The organism is Clostridium grantii DSM 8605 (assembly GCF_900129965.1).
GTDB lineage: Bacteria > Bacillota > Clostridia > Clostridiales > Clostridiaceae > Clostridium_AF > Clostridium_AF grantii.
Genome location: NZ_FQXM01000008.1, coordinates 117,038 through 132,483, shown reverse-complemented (window position 1 = coordinate 132,483; position 15,446 = coordinate 117,038). Strand labels below are relative to the sequence as shown.

15 protein-coding genes and 1 tRNA gene are annotated in these 15,446 nt (G+C 29.6%); 13 read left to right on the top strand and 3 right to left on the bottom strand.

Annotated features, from left to right (window positions below; genetic code table 11):
* Nucleotides 1-85 precede the first annotated feature (85 nt).
* The 3 genes from BUB83_RS09060 to BUB83_RS09050 all read left to right on the top strand — a co-directional run bounded on the left by BUB83_RS09060 (nucleotide 86) and on the right by BUB83_RS09050 (nucleotide 2,098).
* Nucleotides 86-349: an ATP cone domain-containing protein gene (locus tag BUB83_RS09060; protein ID WP_073338135.1), complete on the top strand. Its 264-nt coding sequence runs from the start codon at nucleotides 86-88 to the stop codon at nucleotides 347-349.
* 164 nt (nucleotides 350-513) lie between these two features.
* The gene (locus BUB83_RS09055; RefSeq protein WP_143160505.1) at nucleotides 514-1,374 is read left to right on the top strand and encodes an undecaprenyl-diphosphate phosphatase; all 861 of its coding nucleotides are present in this window, start codon (nucleotides 514-516) and stop codon (nucleotides 1,372-1,374) included.
* Between the two features lie 118 nt (nucleotides 1,375-1,492).
* Complete coding sequence (locus tag BUB83_RS09050) at nucleotides 1,493-2,098, top strand: hypothetical protein (RefSeq protein ID WP_073338134.1); 606 nt, start codon at nucleotides 1,493-1,495, stop codon at nucleotides 2,096-2,098.
* Nucleotides 2,099-2,241: 143 nt separating this feature from the next.
* Here the strand turns inward: BUB83_RS09050 and BUB83_RS09045 are convergent.
* From BUB83_RS09045 to BUB83_RS09035, 3 genes are all read right to left on the bottom strand, one after another.
* Nucleotides 2,242-2,330, bottom strand: a tRNA-Leu gene (locus tag BUB83_RS09045).
* A gap of 109 nt (nucleotides 2,331-2,439) precedes the next feature.
* Entirely contained in the window at nucleotides 2,440-3,216 is a 777-nt protein-coding gene (lgt, locus tag BUB83_RS09040) for a prolipoprotein diacylglyceryl transferase (RefSeq protein WP_073338133.1), read from the bottom strand.
* 7 nt (nucleotides 3,217-3,223) lie between these two features.
* The gene (locus BUB83_RS09035) at nucleotides 3,224-4,096 is read right to left on the bottom strand and encodes a ComEC/Rec2 family competence protein (RefSeq protein ID WP_073338132.1); all 873 of its coding nucleotides are present in this window, start codon (nucleotides 4,094-4,096) and stop codon (nucleotides 3,224-3,226) included.
* 183 nt (nucleotides 4,097-4,279) lie between these two features.
* Between BUB83_RS09035 and BUB83_RS09030 the strand changes: the two genes are divergently transcribed.
* The 10 genes from BUB83_RS09030 (at nucleotide 4,280) to argH (ending at nucleotide 15,404) form a co-directional block, all read left to right on the top strand.
* Entirely contained in the window at nucleotides 4,280-4,993 is a 714-nt protein-coding gene (locus BUB83_RS09030) for a lysophospholipid acyltransferase family protein (RefSeq protein ID WP_073338131.1), read from the top strand.
* A 316-nt stretch (nucleotides 4,994-5,309) separates the two neighbouring features.
* Nucleotides 5,310-7,223, top strand: coding sequence for an aconitate hydratase (locus tag BUB83_RS09025; RefSeq protein WP_073338130.1), 1,914 nt, complete (start codon nucleotides 5,310-5,312; stop codon nucleotides 7,221-7,223).
* Between the two features lie 29 nt (nucleotides 7,224-7,252).
* The gene (locus tag BUB83_RS09020) at nucleotides 7,253-8,251 is read left to right on the top strand and encodes an isocitrate/isopropylmalate dehydrogenase family protein (RefSeq protein WP_073338129.1); all 999 of its coding nucleotides are present in this window, start codon (nucleotides 7,253-7,255) and stop codon (nucleotides 8,249-8,251) included.
* A 414-nt stretch (nucleotides 8,252-8,665) separates the two neighbouring features.
* The gene (locus tag BUB83_RS09015; protein ID WP_073338128.1) at nucleotides 8,666-9,181 is read left to right on the top strand and encodes a hypothetical protein; all 516 of its coding nucleotides are present in this window, start codon (nucleotides 8,666-8,668) and stop codon (nucleotides 9,179-9,181) included.
* Nucleotides 9,178-9,513, top strand: coding sequence for a hypothetical protein (locus BUB83_RS09010; RefSeq protein WP_073338127.1), 336 nt, complete (start codon nucleotides 9,178-9,180; stop codon nucleotides 9,511-9,513). Before BUB83_RS09015 ends, BUB83_RS09010 begins: the two co-directional genes overlap by 4 nt.
* 733 nt (nucleotides 9,514-10,246) lie before the next feature.
* Nucleotides 10,247-11,089: an amino acid ABC transporter substrate-binding protein gene (locus BUB83_RS09005; protein WP_073338126.1), complete on the top strand. Its 843-nt coding sequence runs from the start codon at nucleotides 10,247-10,249 to the stop codon at nucleotides 11,087-11,089.
* A gap of 104 nt (nucleotides 11,090-11,193) precedes the next feature.
* Nucleotides 11,194-11,841: an amino acid ABC transporter permease gene (locus BUB83_RS09000; RefSeq protein ID WP_073338125.1), complete on the top strand. Its 648-nt coding sequence runs from the start codon at nucleotides 11,194-11,196 to the stop codon at nucleotides 11,839-11,841.
* A 35-nt stretch (nucleotides 11,842-11,876) separates the two neighbouring features.
* The gene (locus tag BUB83_RS08995; protein ID WP_073338124.1) at nucleotides 11,877-12,617 is read left to right on the top strand and encodes an amino acid ABC transporter ATP-binding protein; all 741 of its coding nucleotides are present in this window, start codon (nucleotides 11,877-11,879) and stop codon (nucleotides 12,615-12,617) included.
* Nucleotides 12,618-12,788: 171 nt separating this feature from the next.
* Entirely contained in the window at nucleotides 12,789-13,982 is a 1,194-nt protein-coding gene (locus BUB83_RS08990; protein ID WP_073338123.1) for an argininosuccinate synthase, read from the top strand.
* A gap of 108 nt (nucleotides 13,983-14,090) precedes the next feature.
* Entirely contained in the window at nucleotides 14,091-15,404 is a 1,314-nt protein-coding gene (argH, locus tag BUB83_RS08985; RefSeq protein WP_073338122.1) for an argininosuccinate lyase, read from the top strand.
* Nucleotides 15,405-15,446 lie beyond the last annotated feature (42 nt).

The window sequence follows — 15,446 nt, the reverse complement described above, 5'->3', positions numbered from 1 at the left end:
GAATATAAATTAATTTTCTTAAATAATTCTTTTTATGATATAATTGTTTATATAATATACTAGAATTACTAAGGAGGTTGCTTTGATGAAAGTTACTAAAAGAGATGGCAGGATTCAGGATTTTGATAAAAATAAAATTAAGGTATCGATTATGAGGGCATCAGATGATGCAAAGATTCCTTTAAATACTTCTGATATAGAAAATATTACGGATAGTATTTTAAAAGAAATGCCGGAAAAAGATGTTGTTGAAGTAATAGAAATTCATAAGGTTGCTATAAAAGTATTAAAAGATTTTGGGTTCAATAAAATAGCTTTGTTATTTGATGAAGCTAGTAGTTTGACTTAATTTATTTCATATAAGAATAAAATAATAAAACATCCATAGTGCTATTCTTAAGAGTAAACTTTAGGAATAAAATAGTATGGATGTTTTATATTGTGGACATTAATAAAAATAAATAGTATAATTTATCCGTTCTGATAAATTAAAATAGAAGAGAGGGAAAGTAATTGTCAATAAATTTATTGTTTATTTTTAAGGCTATTGTAATTGGTATTGTGGAAGGGTTTACTGAGTTTCTACCGGTGTCATCTACTGGACACATGATTATTGTGGGTCATTTGATCGGATTCATGGAAGGAGCTATTCCTTCAAGTTTATACTCTAAAGAATATATAAGTATGTTTGAAGTTGTTATTCAGCTTGGGGCTATATTAGCTATAGTAGTTTTATATTGGAAAAAAATTATGGATACTTTAATAAATTTTTCTCCTAAGCATAAGAATTCAGGGTTTATGTTTTGGTCTAAAATTATTGTTGCTTGTATACCAGCAGGAATTTTAGGAGTAAAATTTGACGATGTAATAACTGAAAATTTATTTCATGCTGTACCTGTTACAATAGCTTTATTTGTGGGAGCTATATGGATGATATATGCAGAAAATAAGTTTAAAGGCAAATCTATTACAAAAAGCATAGATGATATTTCATTTAAACAAGCTTTTCTTATAGGTATATTTCAATGTTTAGCTTTATGGCCAGGAATGTCAAGGTCTGCTTCCACAATAATTGGTGGTTGGATAGCTGGATTATCAACAGTTGCAGCTGCTGAATTTTCTTTCTTTCTAGCTTTGCCTGTGATGGTAGGGGCATCGTTAGTATCATTCATTAAAATGCAAATAACATTAAACTCTGTTCAAATTATAGCTTTAACATTGGGATTTATTGTGTCTTTTATAGTTGCAATAGTTGTCGTGGACAAGTTTATAGGTTATTTAAAAAACAAAGATATGAAAGTATTTGCATATTATAGAATAATAATATCAATTATATTATGTGTATTGTTTTTGACTAAAATTATTTCAATCTAACGGGAAAGTAGGTGGAGACTCACCTGCTTTTTTATTTTGCATTTTTGATTTTATTGTTGCATTTCGAATATTAGTAAAGTAAAATTGATTTGATAAAGTAGATATAAGGAGTTTTTTTATGTTAAAGAAGTTAGTTGTAGTAAATAAATTATTTGTAGTAAATAAATATAATGATCCTAAAAAAATTTATAGATATGATAGTAAAAGTAAAAGCTTTAATATTGATATAAGTTTGGATTATTATAGAGATATTCATAATGAATGGGATTATTCACCAGACAAGTTTAAAGATTTAGATGAGGAGTTATTAAAGTATCTAGAAGAATGTTCTTTGGAAATACCACTAAAAAATAAAGTGATTATAAATTTTTTCTTACCTCAAAAAATCAAAGATGTTGAAAGAGAAGAGAAAATTATTATAGGATTTAAGAATCATATATCTTACAAAATAAGAAATAAGCTTAGTGTAAAAAGAAATATGATTAGAAGTACCTTGCTTTATGGAGTGTGGGGTGTTGTTTTACTGTTTGTAGCATATTTATTGCAAAAATTTATTCATCATTCATTTTTAGGTGATTTAATACCAGAAGGGTTTTTAATAGGAGGATGGGTTCTTTTGTGGGAAATTTTTTCTATAGTATTTTTTCAAATAGGGGAAGTTAATAAGAAAATTAAAATTTATAAAAGATTGTTGAATTCTGATGTGAAATATAATTATATTTAAAGGAGAGTATTGAAAGATAGGCTTTAGCATAACTGGGTAAACTTCAAGAGGTTGCCTTATTTTAGTACTAAATAGTTGATATTTCTTTAAAATATAATATAAATAAAAAAACTGTAACAAAGTTACAGTTTTTTTATTTATATTGGTGCCGAAGACCGGAATCGAACCGGTACGGTGTGTTAGCACCGCAGGATTTTAAGTCCTGTGCGTCTGCCAGTTCCGCCACTTCGGCGTGTATAATCTCGCCAACAAATAGAATTATACAAGGATATTGTTTATGTGTCAATATGTTTTTTGAAAATATTAAAATATATTTTTAAAAGTTCTAAAAAACCTTTATTTTAGGAGTTGTATTTATCTATATTTTTAGATGGAAGTAATAACAACAAAGAACAGATGAAGATTAAAATTAAGCTTATCATTTGAGCAACACGTAGAGAGCCTACCATAAGGCTGTCTGTTCTCAAACCTTCAATGAAGAATCGGCCTACTGAATAAAGAAGTAAGTAAATATAAAACAATCCGCCTTTTTTTAAGGTTAATACTTTTCTACTTATAACAATAAGTACACAAAAGACTAGTAAGTTCCACATTGATTCATATAAAAATGTAGGGTGATAATAAGAACCGCCGATAAACATACCTTTCTGTATAAAAGAAGGAAAGTTTGAAATGAATTCGTTGGTAACTATTCCACCGTGGGCTTCGCCATTCATAAAGTTACCCCAACGTCCAATAGCCTGACCTATGATAAATGAAGGAGCTAAAATATCTAAGAAAACGAAAAAATTGATTTTTTTAAACTTGCACATAAAGATAGATGTTAAAACTGCTCCGATTATACCTCCATGAATTGCGAGGCCACCACCTCTAATATTTAATATTTGTATAGGATCGCTAATATAATAGCTCCAATTAAATAGTACGTAATGTATTCTTGCTCCTAGGATGGAGATAGGAAGTCCTATTATAACTATATCAGTAACCTTGTCAAAATTTACTTTGTAAAATTTACTTTGAAAATTGGCAACTATTAAACCAACAAGTATACCTGTTGTTATAAGAATTCCATACCAAAGTACTGGAATTCCGAATAATTCGAATGCTATTGGATTCATATTATCACTACTTTCTTTTTATTATTTTTCCATCACTTTCTAGAATGATAGTTTTATCTAAATCAGTTCTAAATAAATGAATGTTATTCTCTGTTAGTAAATTTATTATCTCATCATTAGGATGACCATAACTATTATTTATTCCACAAGATGCGATTGCTATTTTAGGATCTACAGATTGTAAAAAATCAGGAGTTGTAGAAGTTGAACTTCCATGATGACCTAATTTCAGCACATCGGCTTTTAAAATATATTTTTGAGATAGTATTTCGTCTTCACTTTCTTTTTCAGCATCTCCAGTTAATAAAAAACTTGTATCTTTAAAAGTTACTTTTAAAACTACTGAATAGTTATTTAAATTATCATATGAGGAATTATTTGGTGCTAAGATTTCACATAAAACATCACTCCCTAATTTAAAAGACATACCACCTTTAGATACAGTAATTTTTTTGCTTTTTTTATTTAAAGCTTTTACCATAGAATTATAGGAATCGGTGGTGGATGTTATTTTAGGAGCGTAAAATTTTCCGATGTCATATTTCTGGATTACGTAGCTCATATTCCCTATATGGTCTTCATGGGGATGCGTTGCTATAATGTAGTCTAACTTAGTGATTCCTGTACTTTTTAAATAATCTAAGAATTCATTTTTCTTTGAGTTAGGACCAGTGTCAATTAATAAAGTTTTATTATCAGCCATTAAAAGTATAGAGTCGCCTTGCCCTACATCTATGAAATGAACAAGTAATTTTCCTTTTGTATCTATGGATTTATATACTTGGGAATTATTTTTTACAAAAGCAATGACAATAAAAATAATTAGAAATCCTATTACCATAAAAACTATTGCTTTTTTAGTTTTGGGTTTTAACTTCATTTATTCACCTCGCTTTAATTTCATTAATAATTTTAACATATATTTATTAAAGGTTTCAATTTATTTATTATTAACTGATAATTAAATAAAAGAAACTTTATTTAAATTAGTATTTTTTTAATTGAATTAGTTAGTTTCTAGTAATATAATATAACACAGAAAGAAATTGAAAGGGTGATAATAATGAGAACTTTATATGCATACATATATATTTTTTTATTCATGGTATTTTCTATATTTAGAAAAATAAAGTTAAAAATAATAAGAAAAATACATGGAGAAGAGGCTGCACAGGTTTATTTAAGGAAAGTAGTGGATAAATGGGCTAATGGTATATTAGGTGCTTGCTTATTGGAAGTAAAGGTTATAGGAAAAGAAAAATTACCAGAGGGTAATTGCTGTTTTGTAGGAAATCATCAAAGTAATATGGATATTTTGGCTATACTAGGTGGATTGGATAGAAACATAGGAATAATTTCTAAAAAAGAACTTAAGAAAATTATTGTTGCCTCTGGATGGATGAAGGAATTAAAGTGTGTATTTATTGATAGAAATGATATTAGAGAGTCTCTTCTTGCTATAAATGAAGGAGCAGAAAATTTAAAAAATGGACATTCTATGCTTATTTTTCCGGAAGGAACTAGGAGTAAAGGACCAAAAATGAATGAATTCAAAAAAGGTAGTTTAAAAATGGCGTTGAAAGCAAAAGTCCCTATTGTTCCTTTAACAGTAGATGGTGGGTATAAATATTTTGAAGGAAACAATTATAAAATGAAAAAAGGCGTTATAAAAATAACGGTAGGACAAACAATCTATCCAGATAAAATGGATAGGGAAGAATTGAAAAACTTATCAGAGATAATATACAAAGAAATAGAAAAGAATATTGAATATTAAAAAAACAGAGTAAAAGAATAATGAGATAAGTATAACTTAGCTTATTATTCTTTTTTGGTTATTAAAAAAATGCATGAAATGATTATTGAAATTGCAAAAATACTTTGATTAGAAAAGAATTATATGGTAATATAGTAGTATATTTATGCGAATGAAATGTATTTTAAACGGTATATCCAATAAATATTCAACAAAAATGAATATTTATTGAGTGCTAAAAAATAAAGGGAAAATTTTAAGTGAAAGTGTAAGGGGCTAAATTTTCAAAAATCTTTTTATTCATCAAAAGAATTACTGATTATATGGAGGAAATAAAATGGGACTTAATATTGTTGAAAAGATTCTAAAGAATCATATTGTTGTTGGAGAAATGAAGAAAGGAACAGAAGTAGGAATAAGGATTGATCAAACATTGACACAAGATTCAACAGGTACTATGGCTTATTTACAATTTGAGGCTATAGGGGTTGATAGAGTAAAGACAAAAAAATCTGTGGCATATATTGACCATAATTTACTTCAAACGGGCCCAGAAAATGCGGATGATCATTTATATATACAAACAGTTACAAAAAAACATGGTGTTTATTATTCTAAGCCAGGTAATGGTATTTGTCATCAAGTTCATCTAGAAAGATTTGGAGTTCCGGGATATACATTAGTTGGATCGGATAGTCATACACCAACTGCAGGTGGAATAGGAATGATTGGAATCGGAGCAGGAGGACTTGACGTTGCCGTTGCTATGGGTGGAGGAGAATATTATATAAAATACCCAGAAGTTGTAAAAGTTAATTTGACTGGGAATTTAAAGCAGTGGGTTACAGCAAAAGATGTAATCTTAGAAGTTCTTAAAAGAGTTACAGTAAAAGGTGGAGTAGATAAAATATTTGAGTATGGTGGAGAAGGTATTAAAGGACTTTCAGTTCCGGATAGAGCTACTATAACAAATATGGGTGCAGAACTTGGAGCGACTACATCTATTTTCCCTTCTGATGAAGCGACTTTAGAATTTTTAAAAGCGCAAGGAAGAGAGACGGATTATATAGAATTAAAAGCAGATGAAGAGGCTTCTTATGATGCAATTGTAGATATTAATCTTAGCGAACTTGAACCATTAGTAGCTGCTCCGCATAGTCCAGATAACGTGGTGAAAGTATCAGAACTTACTAATATTAAAGTAGATCAAGTTACCATAGGAAGTTGTACTAATTCTTCTTATGTTGATATGATGAAAGTTGCAGATATTTTAAATGGAAAAACTGTTAATGAAAATGTTTCGTTAGTTATAGGTCCAGGTTCAAAACAAGTATTGAATATGCTTGCTGAAAATGGTGCCTTAGCTAAAATGATTGCTGCAGGAGCAAGAATTATTGAAAGTGGATGTGGTCCATGTATTGGAATGGGGCAATCACCTTCTAACAATGCAGTATCTTTAAGAACTATAAATAGAAATTTTAAAGGTAGATGTGGAACGACTTCAGCTGGTGTTTACCTTGTTAGCCCAGAAGTTGCTGCAGTAGCTGCTATAGAAGGATATATAACTGATCCTAGAAAATATGGAGAGGCTCCGAAAGTTGAAATGCCAAAGAACTTTTTGATAAATGATAATTTGGTGATTCCGCCAGCAGAAAATTCTAATGAAGTGGACGTGGTTAGAGGACCGAATATTAAAGCTTTCCCATTAGGTAAAGACCTTCAAGATAAAGTTGAAGGAAAAGTTTTGATTAAGGTAGAAGATAATATAACTACAGATCATATAATGCCTTCTGATGCAAAACTACTACCGTATAGATCAAATATTCCTCATCTTTCGGATTATTGTTTAACGCCATGTAATCCGGAATTTCCAAAGAGAGCAAAAGAATATGGTGGAGGATTTATTGTAACAGGAGATAACTATGGTCAAGGTTCAAGTAGAGAACATGCTGCATTAGTACCTTTATATTTAGGAATTAAAGCGGTATTTGCTAAATCTTTTGCAAGAATTCATAAAGCTAATCTTTTAAATAATGGTATTATCCCATTGGTTTTTGATAATGCTAAAGATTATGAGGATATAAATGAATTTGATGAATTAGTTATAAATAACGCATTATCTTCAGTTGAAACAGGAACTTTTATTATAGAAAACTTATCTAAAGGAACGAATTATAAAATGACATTAAATGCATCTGATAGACAAAAGAGGATGATACTTAGTGGGGGACTTATTAATACATTGAAATAGGGTGAAATATAGGAAAAAGGAGGATTATTATGAGTTATACAATAACAATGATACCAGGTGATGGTATTGGACCAGAAGTTATGGAAGCTATGCAAGCTGTTGTAAATGCTTCTGGTGTGGAAATTGAATGGGAAGTAGTGAATGCAGGGGAAGGGGTTATAGAAGAGTATGGCACTCCTCTACCAGATTATGTTATAGAGAGTATAAAGAAAAACAAAATAGCTATTAAAGGGCCTGTAACTACACCTGTTGGAAAGGGATTTAGAAGTGTTAACGTTGGACTTAGACAATCTTTGAATTTATATGCTAATGTAAGACCAGTTAAAACTTTTAAAGGGGTTCCTTGTAGGTATGAAGATGTGGATTTGATAATTGTAAGAGAAAATACAGAAGATTTGTATGCAGGAATTGAGCATATGGTAGGAGAAGATGCAGCTGAAACCATTAAGATTATTACTAGAAAAGCTAGTGTTAGGATTTCTAAATATGCCTATGAACTTGCGAAAGCTCAAAATAGGAAAATGGTAACAGCAGTTCATAAAGCTAATATTATGAAACTTAGTGATGGGCTTTTCTTAAAATGTGCTAAAGAAGTAGGTGAAGAATATCCGGAAATTATTTCTAATGATATGATCGTTGATGCTATGAGCATGAGAATGGTTCAAGATCCAACTAAATATGATGTATTAGTAATGCCTAATTTGTATGGAGATATTTTATCAGATATGGCATCGGGATTAGTTGGGGGACTTGGAATAGTTCCAGGAGCTAATATTGGTGAGGATATGGCTGTATTTGAAGCAGTGCATGGTTCAGCACCAGATATTGCTGGATTAAATATTGCAAATCCTACAGCTACAATTTTATCAGGAGTTATGATGCTTAGATACTTAAAAGAATTTGAAGCTGCTGACAAAATCGAAAAAGCTGTTTCGAAAGTATTAGAGTCAGGAAAAGTTGTTACATCTGATTTGGGTGGAAATGCAAAAACTATGGAATATGCAAATGAGATAATTAATAATATGTAAAAAGCCCACTAAAGGGCTTTTTTTTATTGTCATTTGTTTATATTAATTTTTTTATAGTAGAGTATTTATCTATTTTTTCCATATTTAAATTCACCTTTCTCATTAACAACACCTCATTTTTAGTCATGAGTTTTAATATATAACATGTTTATGTTTAGGACATAATCAAATGTGGTATAGGTATCCCAGTTCAACTATTAATTTATACGTGTCCAAAATTCCTAGAAACGTGGAGATTTTGGACACGTATAAATCAAGTTTCACAGTGGAATCCATATATATTGAGACATTATCATAAATGAATCATAAATAATGTTAGTATTCTCTTCATAATATTGACATTATCATAATTGATAGGTATAATTTATCTTGTTAGAGAAAAAAAGGAAACGGGATAACTAGGAGGTCAAATAATTGAAAAGAAAAATTATAAAAACTTTTTTTATATCATGTATAATTGTTATCCAAACAATAAATGTATTAGCAGCTGATAATATTACTTATGATTCTAAAGAAGGAATATTATCAGCTACTTATGAGGATTGGGATGAATGCAAAAAAGCAGGAGATAAAGTTACTCTTAAACAATTTGGAATTCAGTCAAGTGAAGATACAAATGAATTTTATCTTTACTCAACCGAAAGAAAAGAAAATTTGGTTTTAGCTAAATATAAAGAAAAAGAATTAATTTCAACATTGAAAAGAAATAATATTACGTATGATTCTAAAGAAGGAATATTATCAGCTACTTATGAGAATTGGGATGAATGCAAAAAAGCAGGAGATAAAGTTACTCTAAAACAATTTGGAATTGAGTCAGGTGAAGATACAAATGAATTCTATCTTTACTCAACCGAAAGAATAGGTAAAACACGGAAATTTATGGCTATTTATAAAAAAATAAGCCCAATTAATAATTTGAAGGAGTGAGTACTATTAAAAATTTTTCTTTAAAATTTGGATTAATAATGTTCTTTCTTGCTATGTTAATTTTACCGCAACAAGCTTTAGCAACAGAATTAACAAATCCAATCCAGAATAATATTGAAGCATCAATAATTGAGCCTAATATTGTGGTGTCAAAACAAAAAACTATTACAAAATATTATTCTGATTACTCTAGCATACCTGAGGTTTATCCTTACTCTGAATATATAGATGGAATGTGGTGGACAGGCTATCTATATTTACAAAGCACACAAAGGAGTGGTAGTGGATGGTTAGCTACTTTCTCTGGTATACTTTGCAGCAGTACTTATTAAAAAAGGTTGTATACTTAAATAAAATGGAATCTATAGAATAGACACTTAAAAAAGTCTATTCATATAGGCTCTTTTTTTATACAATAAAATCAGAAAGGTTGTGAATACCATGAGTAAAAAAATATTTACTAAAGAGGAGATTTTATCTCTCTCAAAAAACAGATATGTTAAACTAGATAAGAATTTTAAAATGATTAGATATAGGTATCCCAGTTCAACTATTAATTTATAAGTGTCCAAAACTCCTAGAAACATGGAGATTTTGTACAAGTATAAATTAATTTTCACAGTGGGATCCCTATATTATGGAATGTATTCTAAAAATAATAAGTATAAAGGTATATTTTTTAAACTTGTGCATGATAAGTTACTTATGATTTAAAACTACAAAAAGCTTTATGCAAGCTAACGCTTAATCCTGACGCTATATTTTGAATTAAGAATATGCGGCTTTGCCGCCTTTTTTTATGTATAATTTTATAAAAAAACCGTGTAAAAAAGCTATGACAAACAAAACAACTATTGAAAAAAACACAAAAAAAGAGTATTATAATTAATATAGTAATAAAAATAATCCACATAAAACAAAATATAATCAATAAAACAAATATTTTTATGATGAATAGTTAAGCAATAATTTTAAAACAAATGTATAATTATAAAAATATATTGCATAAAAATAAAAAAGATTATATAATATTAAATAAGTGGACAAGAAAAAGGGGGATGTATTATGAAAAAGATAGTTGCGTTATTATTAACATTAACTTTGGGCATTGGTGTGTTTGTGGGGTGTAGTAGTAATAAAACGGAAAATAATGTAAATAAAAACAATGAAGCATCTACTTCAGAAGAAACAACGGTTGATTCTTTAACTAGAATTCAAGATGCAGGAAAAATAATTATTGGGGTAGATGATTCTTATCCTCCGATGGAGTACAGAGATGATGATAATAAGTTGGTTGGCTTTGATGTAGATTTAGCAGCGGCTTTAGGAGAAAAACTTGGAGTTGAAATGGAATTTCAAACAACTGCATGGGATGGTATACTTTTAGCACTTCAATCATCTAAGTTTGATATGATTTTATCTTCTTTAAGTATTACTGATGAAAGAAAAGAAAGTATAGGATTTACAGATGCTTATATTTTAGGAGGACAAATATTAGTTACTCTTAAGGATTCTGGTATAGAAAAAGAAGAAGATTTAAAAGATAAAGTTTTAGGATGTCAAATGGGAACTACAGGTCAGGAAGCAGCAGAGAAAAACTTAAGCTTTATAAAAGAATTAAAAAAATATGATAAGATTCCAGAAGCAATAATTGAACTTAAAAATGGTAGAGTAGATGCTGTAATAATGGATGCTCAAGTTGGAGGGTATTACTTAGCACAGGATGAACAAGGGGATATGTTTAAGGTTCTTGACGAAATGGTTAGTGAAGAGCCAATCGGCATGGGTTTAAGACAGGAAGATGTAGAATTAACTGAAGCTTTAAATAAAGCGCTTGTAGAGTTAAAAGAAGATGGGACTTTATCAGAGCTTTCTATAAAATGGTTTGGATATGATGCATATCAATAAAGAAAAGTAGCTTAAAGAATTCTCTTACCCTTGTGTGATATGAAAAGTTCACGCGAGGGTAATTATTTAGCAAAGGATTTATTTTAAAACAGGGGGAAAATATCATGGATTTTGAAATTTTAATAAAAATGTTTCCAATTCTTTTAAAAGGTAGTGTTATTACTGTTGAATTAACGGTGTTATCGGTTCTTATCGGTTCTATTATAGGTATTATAGTTGCATTAATGAAAATATCAAACAATATTGTAATTTCTAAAATTGCTACTTTTTATACATGGATATTTAGAGGAACACCAATGTTGGTACAACTATTTGTTATTTACTATGGGTTACCTTCTTTAGGTATAAAATTACAACCTTTTAATGCAGCTATTATAGGGTTGAGTTTAAATTCAGGTGCTTATATGGCAGAAATTATTAGAGGAGGAATTCAATCTGTAGATAAGGGTCAGTTCGAAGCTTGTAAGGCTTTAGGTTTTACTTATTTTCAAACAATGAAAAGAGTAATTCTTCCTCAAACATTTAAGAATATAATTCCTCCAGTTGGAAATGAATTTATTACAATGCTTAAAGATACGTCGTTGGTTTCGGCTATTGCTATGGAAGAGTTGATGAGAAATGCGCAACTTAGAATGTCTGCAACTGGAAGAACGGTAGAACCATTCTTTTTAGCAGCGTGTTTATATTTGTTCATGACAACAATATTTACTGTGGTTTTCTCTAGAATTGAGAAGAAATTATCTGTATACTAGTAATAGAGCTTTAACACTTTAAAGGAGGAAATTTAATGGAAGATTTTATTATGATAGAAACTAAAGGTTTATCCAAAAGTTTCGGTAAACTTAATGTTTTTGAAAATTTAAATGTAAAAGTACAAAAAGGAGAAGTTCTTGTTATAATAGGCCCATCAGGTTCGGGGAAAAGTACATTTTTGCGTTGCTTGAATCATTTAGAAGAACCAACATCAGGGGAAGTTTTTGTTGAAGGGGAAAAGCTTTTAATTAATAACAAAGCTAAATTAAGAGAAACTATAGAAAAAATGGGTATGGTTTTTCAGAATTTCAACTTATTTCCTCATATGACTGTACTGGAAAATATAATTGAAGCACCAATAACAGTAAAGAAAGAAGATAAACAAAAGGTTCTTCAACGAGCTGAAAAGATTTTAAAAAAGGTTGGATTAGAAGATAAACTGGAAGCATATCCATCAAAATTATCTGGAGGTCAAAAGCAAAGGGTTGCTATTGCTAGAGCATTAAATATGGAACCAGATATAATGTTATTTGATGAGCCAACTTCTGCATTAGACCCTGAATTGGTAGGAGAAGTTTTGAATGTTATGAAGGGTCTTGCAAAAGAAGGTATGACTATGGTAGTAGTAACACATGAGATGGGATTTGCTAAAGAAGTGGCTGATCGAGTTATTTTTATGGATGGGGGCAAAATTGTAGAAGAAGCTTCACCAAATGAGATATTCACTAATCCTAAAGAAGAAAGGACAAAAGCATTTTTAAATAAAATTTTATAATAAATATAACTAAAACTCCGGTGTATACACGGAGTTTTAGTTATATAAAAGAAATTTATGAATATTTATTAAAAAATGTTGCATAAATATAAGTTTTGTAATATAATATGTTTAAGATATTACAAACAAGAAAATAATTATATTAAATATATATATTCAGGAGGGAAAATTATGAAAGATAAAGTGGTTTTAGCATATTCAGGGGGATTAGATACTTCTATAATTATTCAATGGTTAAAGGAAAATTACGATTTAGATGTAATTGCTTGTTGCATAAATGTTGGTCAAGATGATGATTATGAAGCTGTAAAAGAAAAAGCAATAAAATCAGGTGCAGAAAAGATTTATGTTGAAGATTTAACAAAAGAGTTTATTGAAGATTATGTGTTCCAAGGATTAAAAGCTAATGCAAAATATGAAGGTAAATATTTATTGGGAACTTCTTTTGCAAGACCTTTAATGGCAAAAAAACTAGTTGAGATTGCTCATAAAGAAGGAGCTAAATATATCTGTCATGGCTGTACTGGTAAAGGAAATGATCAAGTTAGATTTGAAGTGGGAATAGCTTCTGTAGATCCAAGTATACAAATAATTGCGCCTTGGAGAATCTGGGATATTAAATCAAGAGAAGATGCTATTGATTATGCAAATGCTAAAGGAATAGAAATATCTGTAACGAAAGAAAAAATATACTCAAGAGATAAAAATTTATGGCACCTTAGTCATGAAGGTGGAGATATAGAAGATTTAAAGAATGATCATAAAAGAGACATGTATCAAATGGTTACACCACCGGAACTAGCTAAGGATGAACCAACTTTTGTTGAAATTTATTTTGAAAAAGGAATTCCTACAAAAGTTAATGGAGAAGAAATGTCAGCAGTAGAGATAGTTAAGGTATTAAATCAAATTGGTGGAGAAAATGGTGTCGGTGTAGTTGACTTAGTTGAGAATCGTCTTGTAGGTATGAAATCAAGAGGGGTTTATGAAACACCAGGTGGAACTGTTTTATATGCAGCTCATCAAGAATTAGAAGAAATAACAATTGAAAAAGACACTTTACATTTTAAATATATGGTTGCACAAAAATATGGTGAATTAGTGTATAATGGATTATGGTTTACAACATTAAAAGACTCGTTAGACGCTTTTGTTGATAAAACACAAGAAACCGTTACAGGATGGGTTAAGTTAAGACTATACAAAGGAAATATAATGGTGGCAGGAAAATCCTCTCCATATGCTTTGTATGATGAAGATGTTTCATCTTTTGGAGCTTCAGACTTATATGATCACAAAGATGCAGCTGGGTTTATTAATTTATTTTCTTTACCAAGCAAAATAAAAGCAATGAAAGCAAAATAATTTATTTATAGTTTAAAACACACAGTGCATAGTTGTGGAAGAATTATTTTAGATTTTCTAAGAAAATTATCCATGCCTTTGCACTGAATTTGATTAAGGAGTGATTAAATGAAACTTTGGGGCGGAAGATTTGTAGATGAAGAAAGTAAGCTTATGGAAGACTTCAATAGTTCATTAGCTTTTGATAAAAATTTATATTATCAAGATATTACTGGGAGCATGGCACATGTTAAAATGCTATGTAAACAAAATATTATTTCAGAAGAAGATATGAAAATTATACTTGAAGGATTAACTTCTATTTTAAATGATATTGAAAATGGATCGCTTGCTATTGAAGGAGAATATGAAGATATTCATAGCTTTGTAGAATCAAATCTAATACAAAGAACTAATGAGATTGGTAAAAAACTTCATACTGCTAGAAGTAGAAATGACCAAGTAGCGGTAGACATGAGAATGTATGCTAGAGAAAAAGCTAAAGAAATAATTGAAAACTTAACTGAATTAATTGCTACAACTAAAGAGGTTGGGGAAAAGAATCATGTTATTATGCCAGGGTATACACATTTGCAAAGAGCACAAGTAGTAACGTTTACTCATCATCTGATGGCTTATTATAGTATGTTTATTAGAGATAAAAAAAGATTAGAAAATGCTATGGAAATATTAAATGAAAGCCCTTTAGGGTGTTGCGCTTTAGCTGGCACAACTTATAATACTGATAGAAAATTTACGGCTGCAGAATTAAACTTTAATAAACCAGTAGATAACTTTTTGGATGGAGTAAGTGATAGAGATTATTTGATAGAATTAATGTCTGATTTTTCAATATTGATGATGCATTTAAGTAGATTAAGTGAAGAACTCATTTTGTGGAGTAGTAAAGAATTTGATTTTGTTGAAATAAGTGATGCTTATTCTACTGGAAGTAGTATTATGCCACAAAAAAGAAATCCAGATGCGGCAGAACTTATTAGAGGAAAAACGGGTAGAGTATACGGAGACTTGATAAGTTTATTGACAACAATGAAGGGTTTGCCACTAGCATACAACAAGGATATGCAAGAAGATAAAGAACCTTTTTTTGATTCTTCAGATACAGTTCTAAAATGTATTAAGATTATGAATGAAATGATAAAAGGTTTAAAAGTAAAAGAAGAAAACATGTACGCAAGCGTAAAAAAAGGATTTTTAAATGCAACAGAAGCAGCAGATTATTTAGTGAATAAAGGAATGGCTTTTAGAGATGCTCATGGTGTTATAGGATCTATTGTATTATATTGCGAAGAAAATAAAATTGCTATAGAAGACATAGAATTATCAAAATTAAAAGAATTCAGTGAGTTATTTGGTGAGGATACTTATGATTTTATAGATTATAAGAATACCTTATTGCAAGGAATAAAAAAAATAATGTAAAGAATTGAGCTAAGAGAAAAACGCTGATTGGTAATAGCGTTT

Coding starts and splice junctions, on each gene's coding strand:
- BUB83_RS08990 (WP_073338123.1), top strand. CDS start 12,789: ATGAAAGATAAAGTGGTTTTAGCATATTCAGGGGGATTAGATACTTCT.
- lgt (WP_073338133.1), bottom strand. CDS start 3,216: ATGAATCCAATAGCATTCGAATTATTCGGAATTCCAGTACTTTGGTAT.
- BUB83_RS09005 (WP_073338126.1), top strand. CDS start 10,247: ATGAAAAAGATAGTTGCGTTATTATTAACATTAACTTTGGGCATTGGT.
- BUB83_RS08995 (WP_073338124.1), top strand. CDS start 11,877: ATGGAAGATTTTATTATGATAGAAACTAAAGGTTTATCCAAAAGTTTC.
- BUB83_RS09000 (WP_073338125.1), top strand. CDS start 11,194: ATGGATTTTGAAATTTTAATAAAAATGTTTCCAATTCTTTTAAAAGGT.
- BUB83_RS09050 (WP_073338134.1), top strand. CDS start 1,493: ATGTTAAAGAAGTTAGTTGTAGTAAATAAATTATTTGTAGTAAATAAA.
- BUB83_RS09035 (WP_073338132.1), bottom strand. CDS start 4,096: ATGAAGTTAAAACCCAAAACTAAAAAAGCAATAGTTTTTATGGTAATA.
- argH (WP_073338122.1), top strand. CDS start 14,091: ATGAAACTTTGGGGCGGAAGATTTGTAGATGAAGAAAGTAAGCTTATG.
- BUB83_RS09030 (WP_073338131.1), top strand. CDS start 4,280: ATGAGAACTTTATATGCATACATATATATTTTTTTATTCATGGTATTT.
- BUB83_RS09020 (WP_073338129.1), top strand. CDS start 7,253: ATGAGTTATACAATAACAATGATACCAGGTGATGGTATTGGACCAGAA.
- BUB83_RS09060 (WP_073338135.1), top strand. CDS start 86: ATGAAAGTTACTAAAAGAGATGGCAGGATTCAGGATTTTGATAAAAAT.
- BUB83_RS09025 (WP_073338130.1), top strand. CDS start 5,310: ATGGGACTTAATATTGTTGAAAAGATTCTAAAGAATCATATTGTTGTT.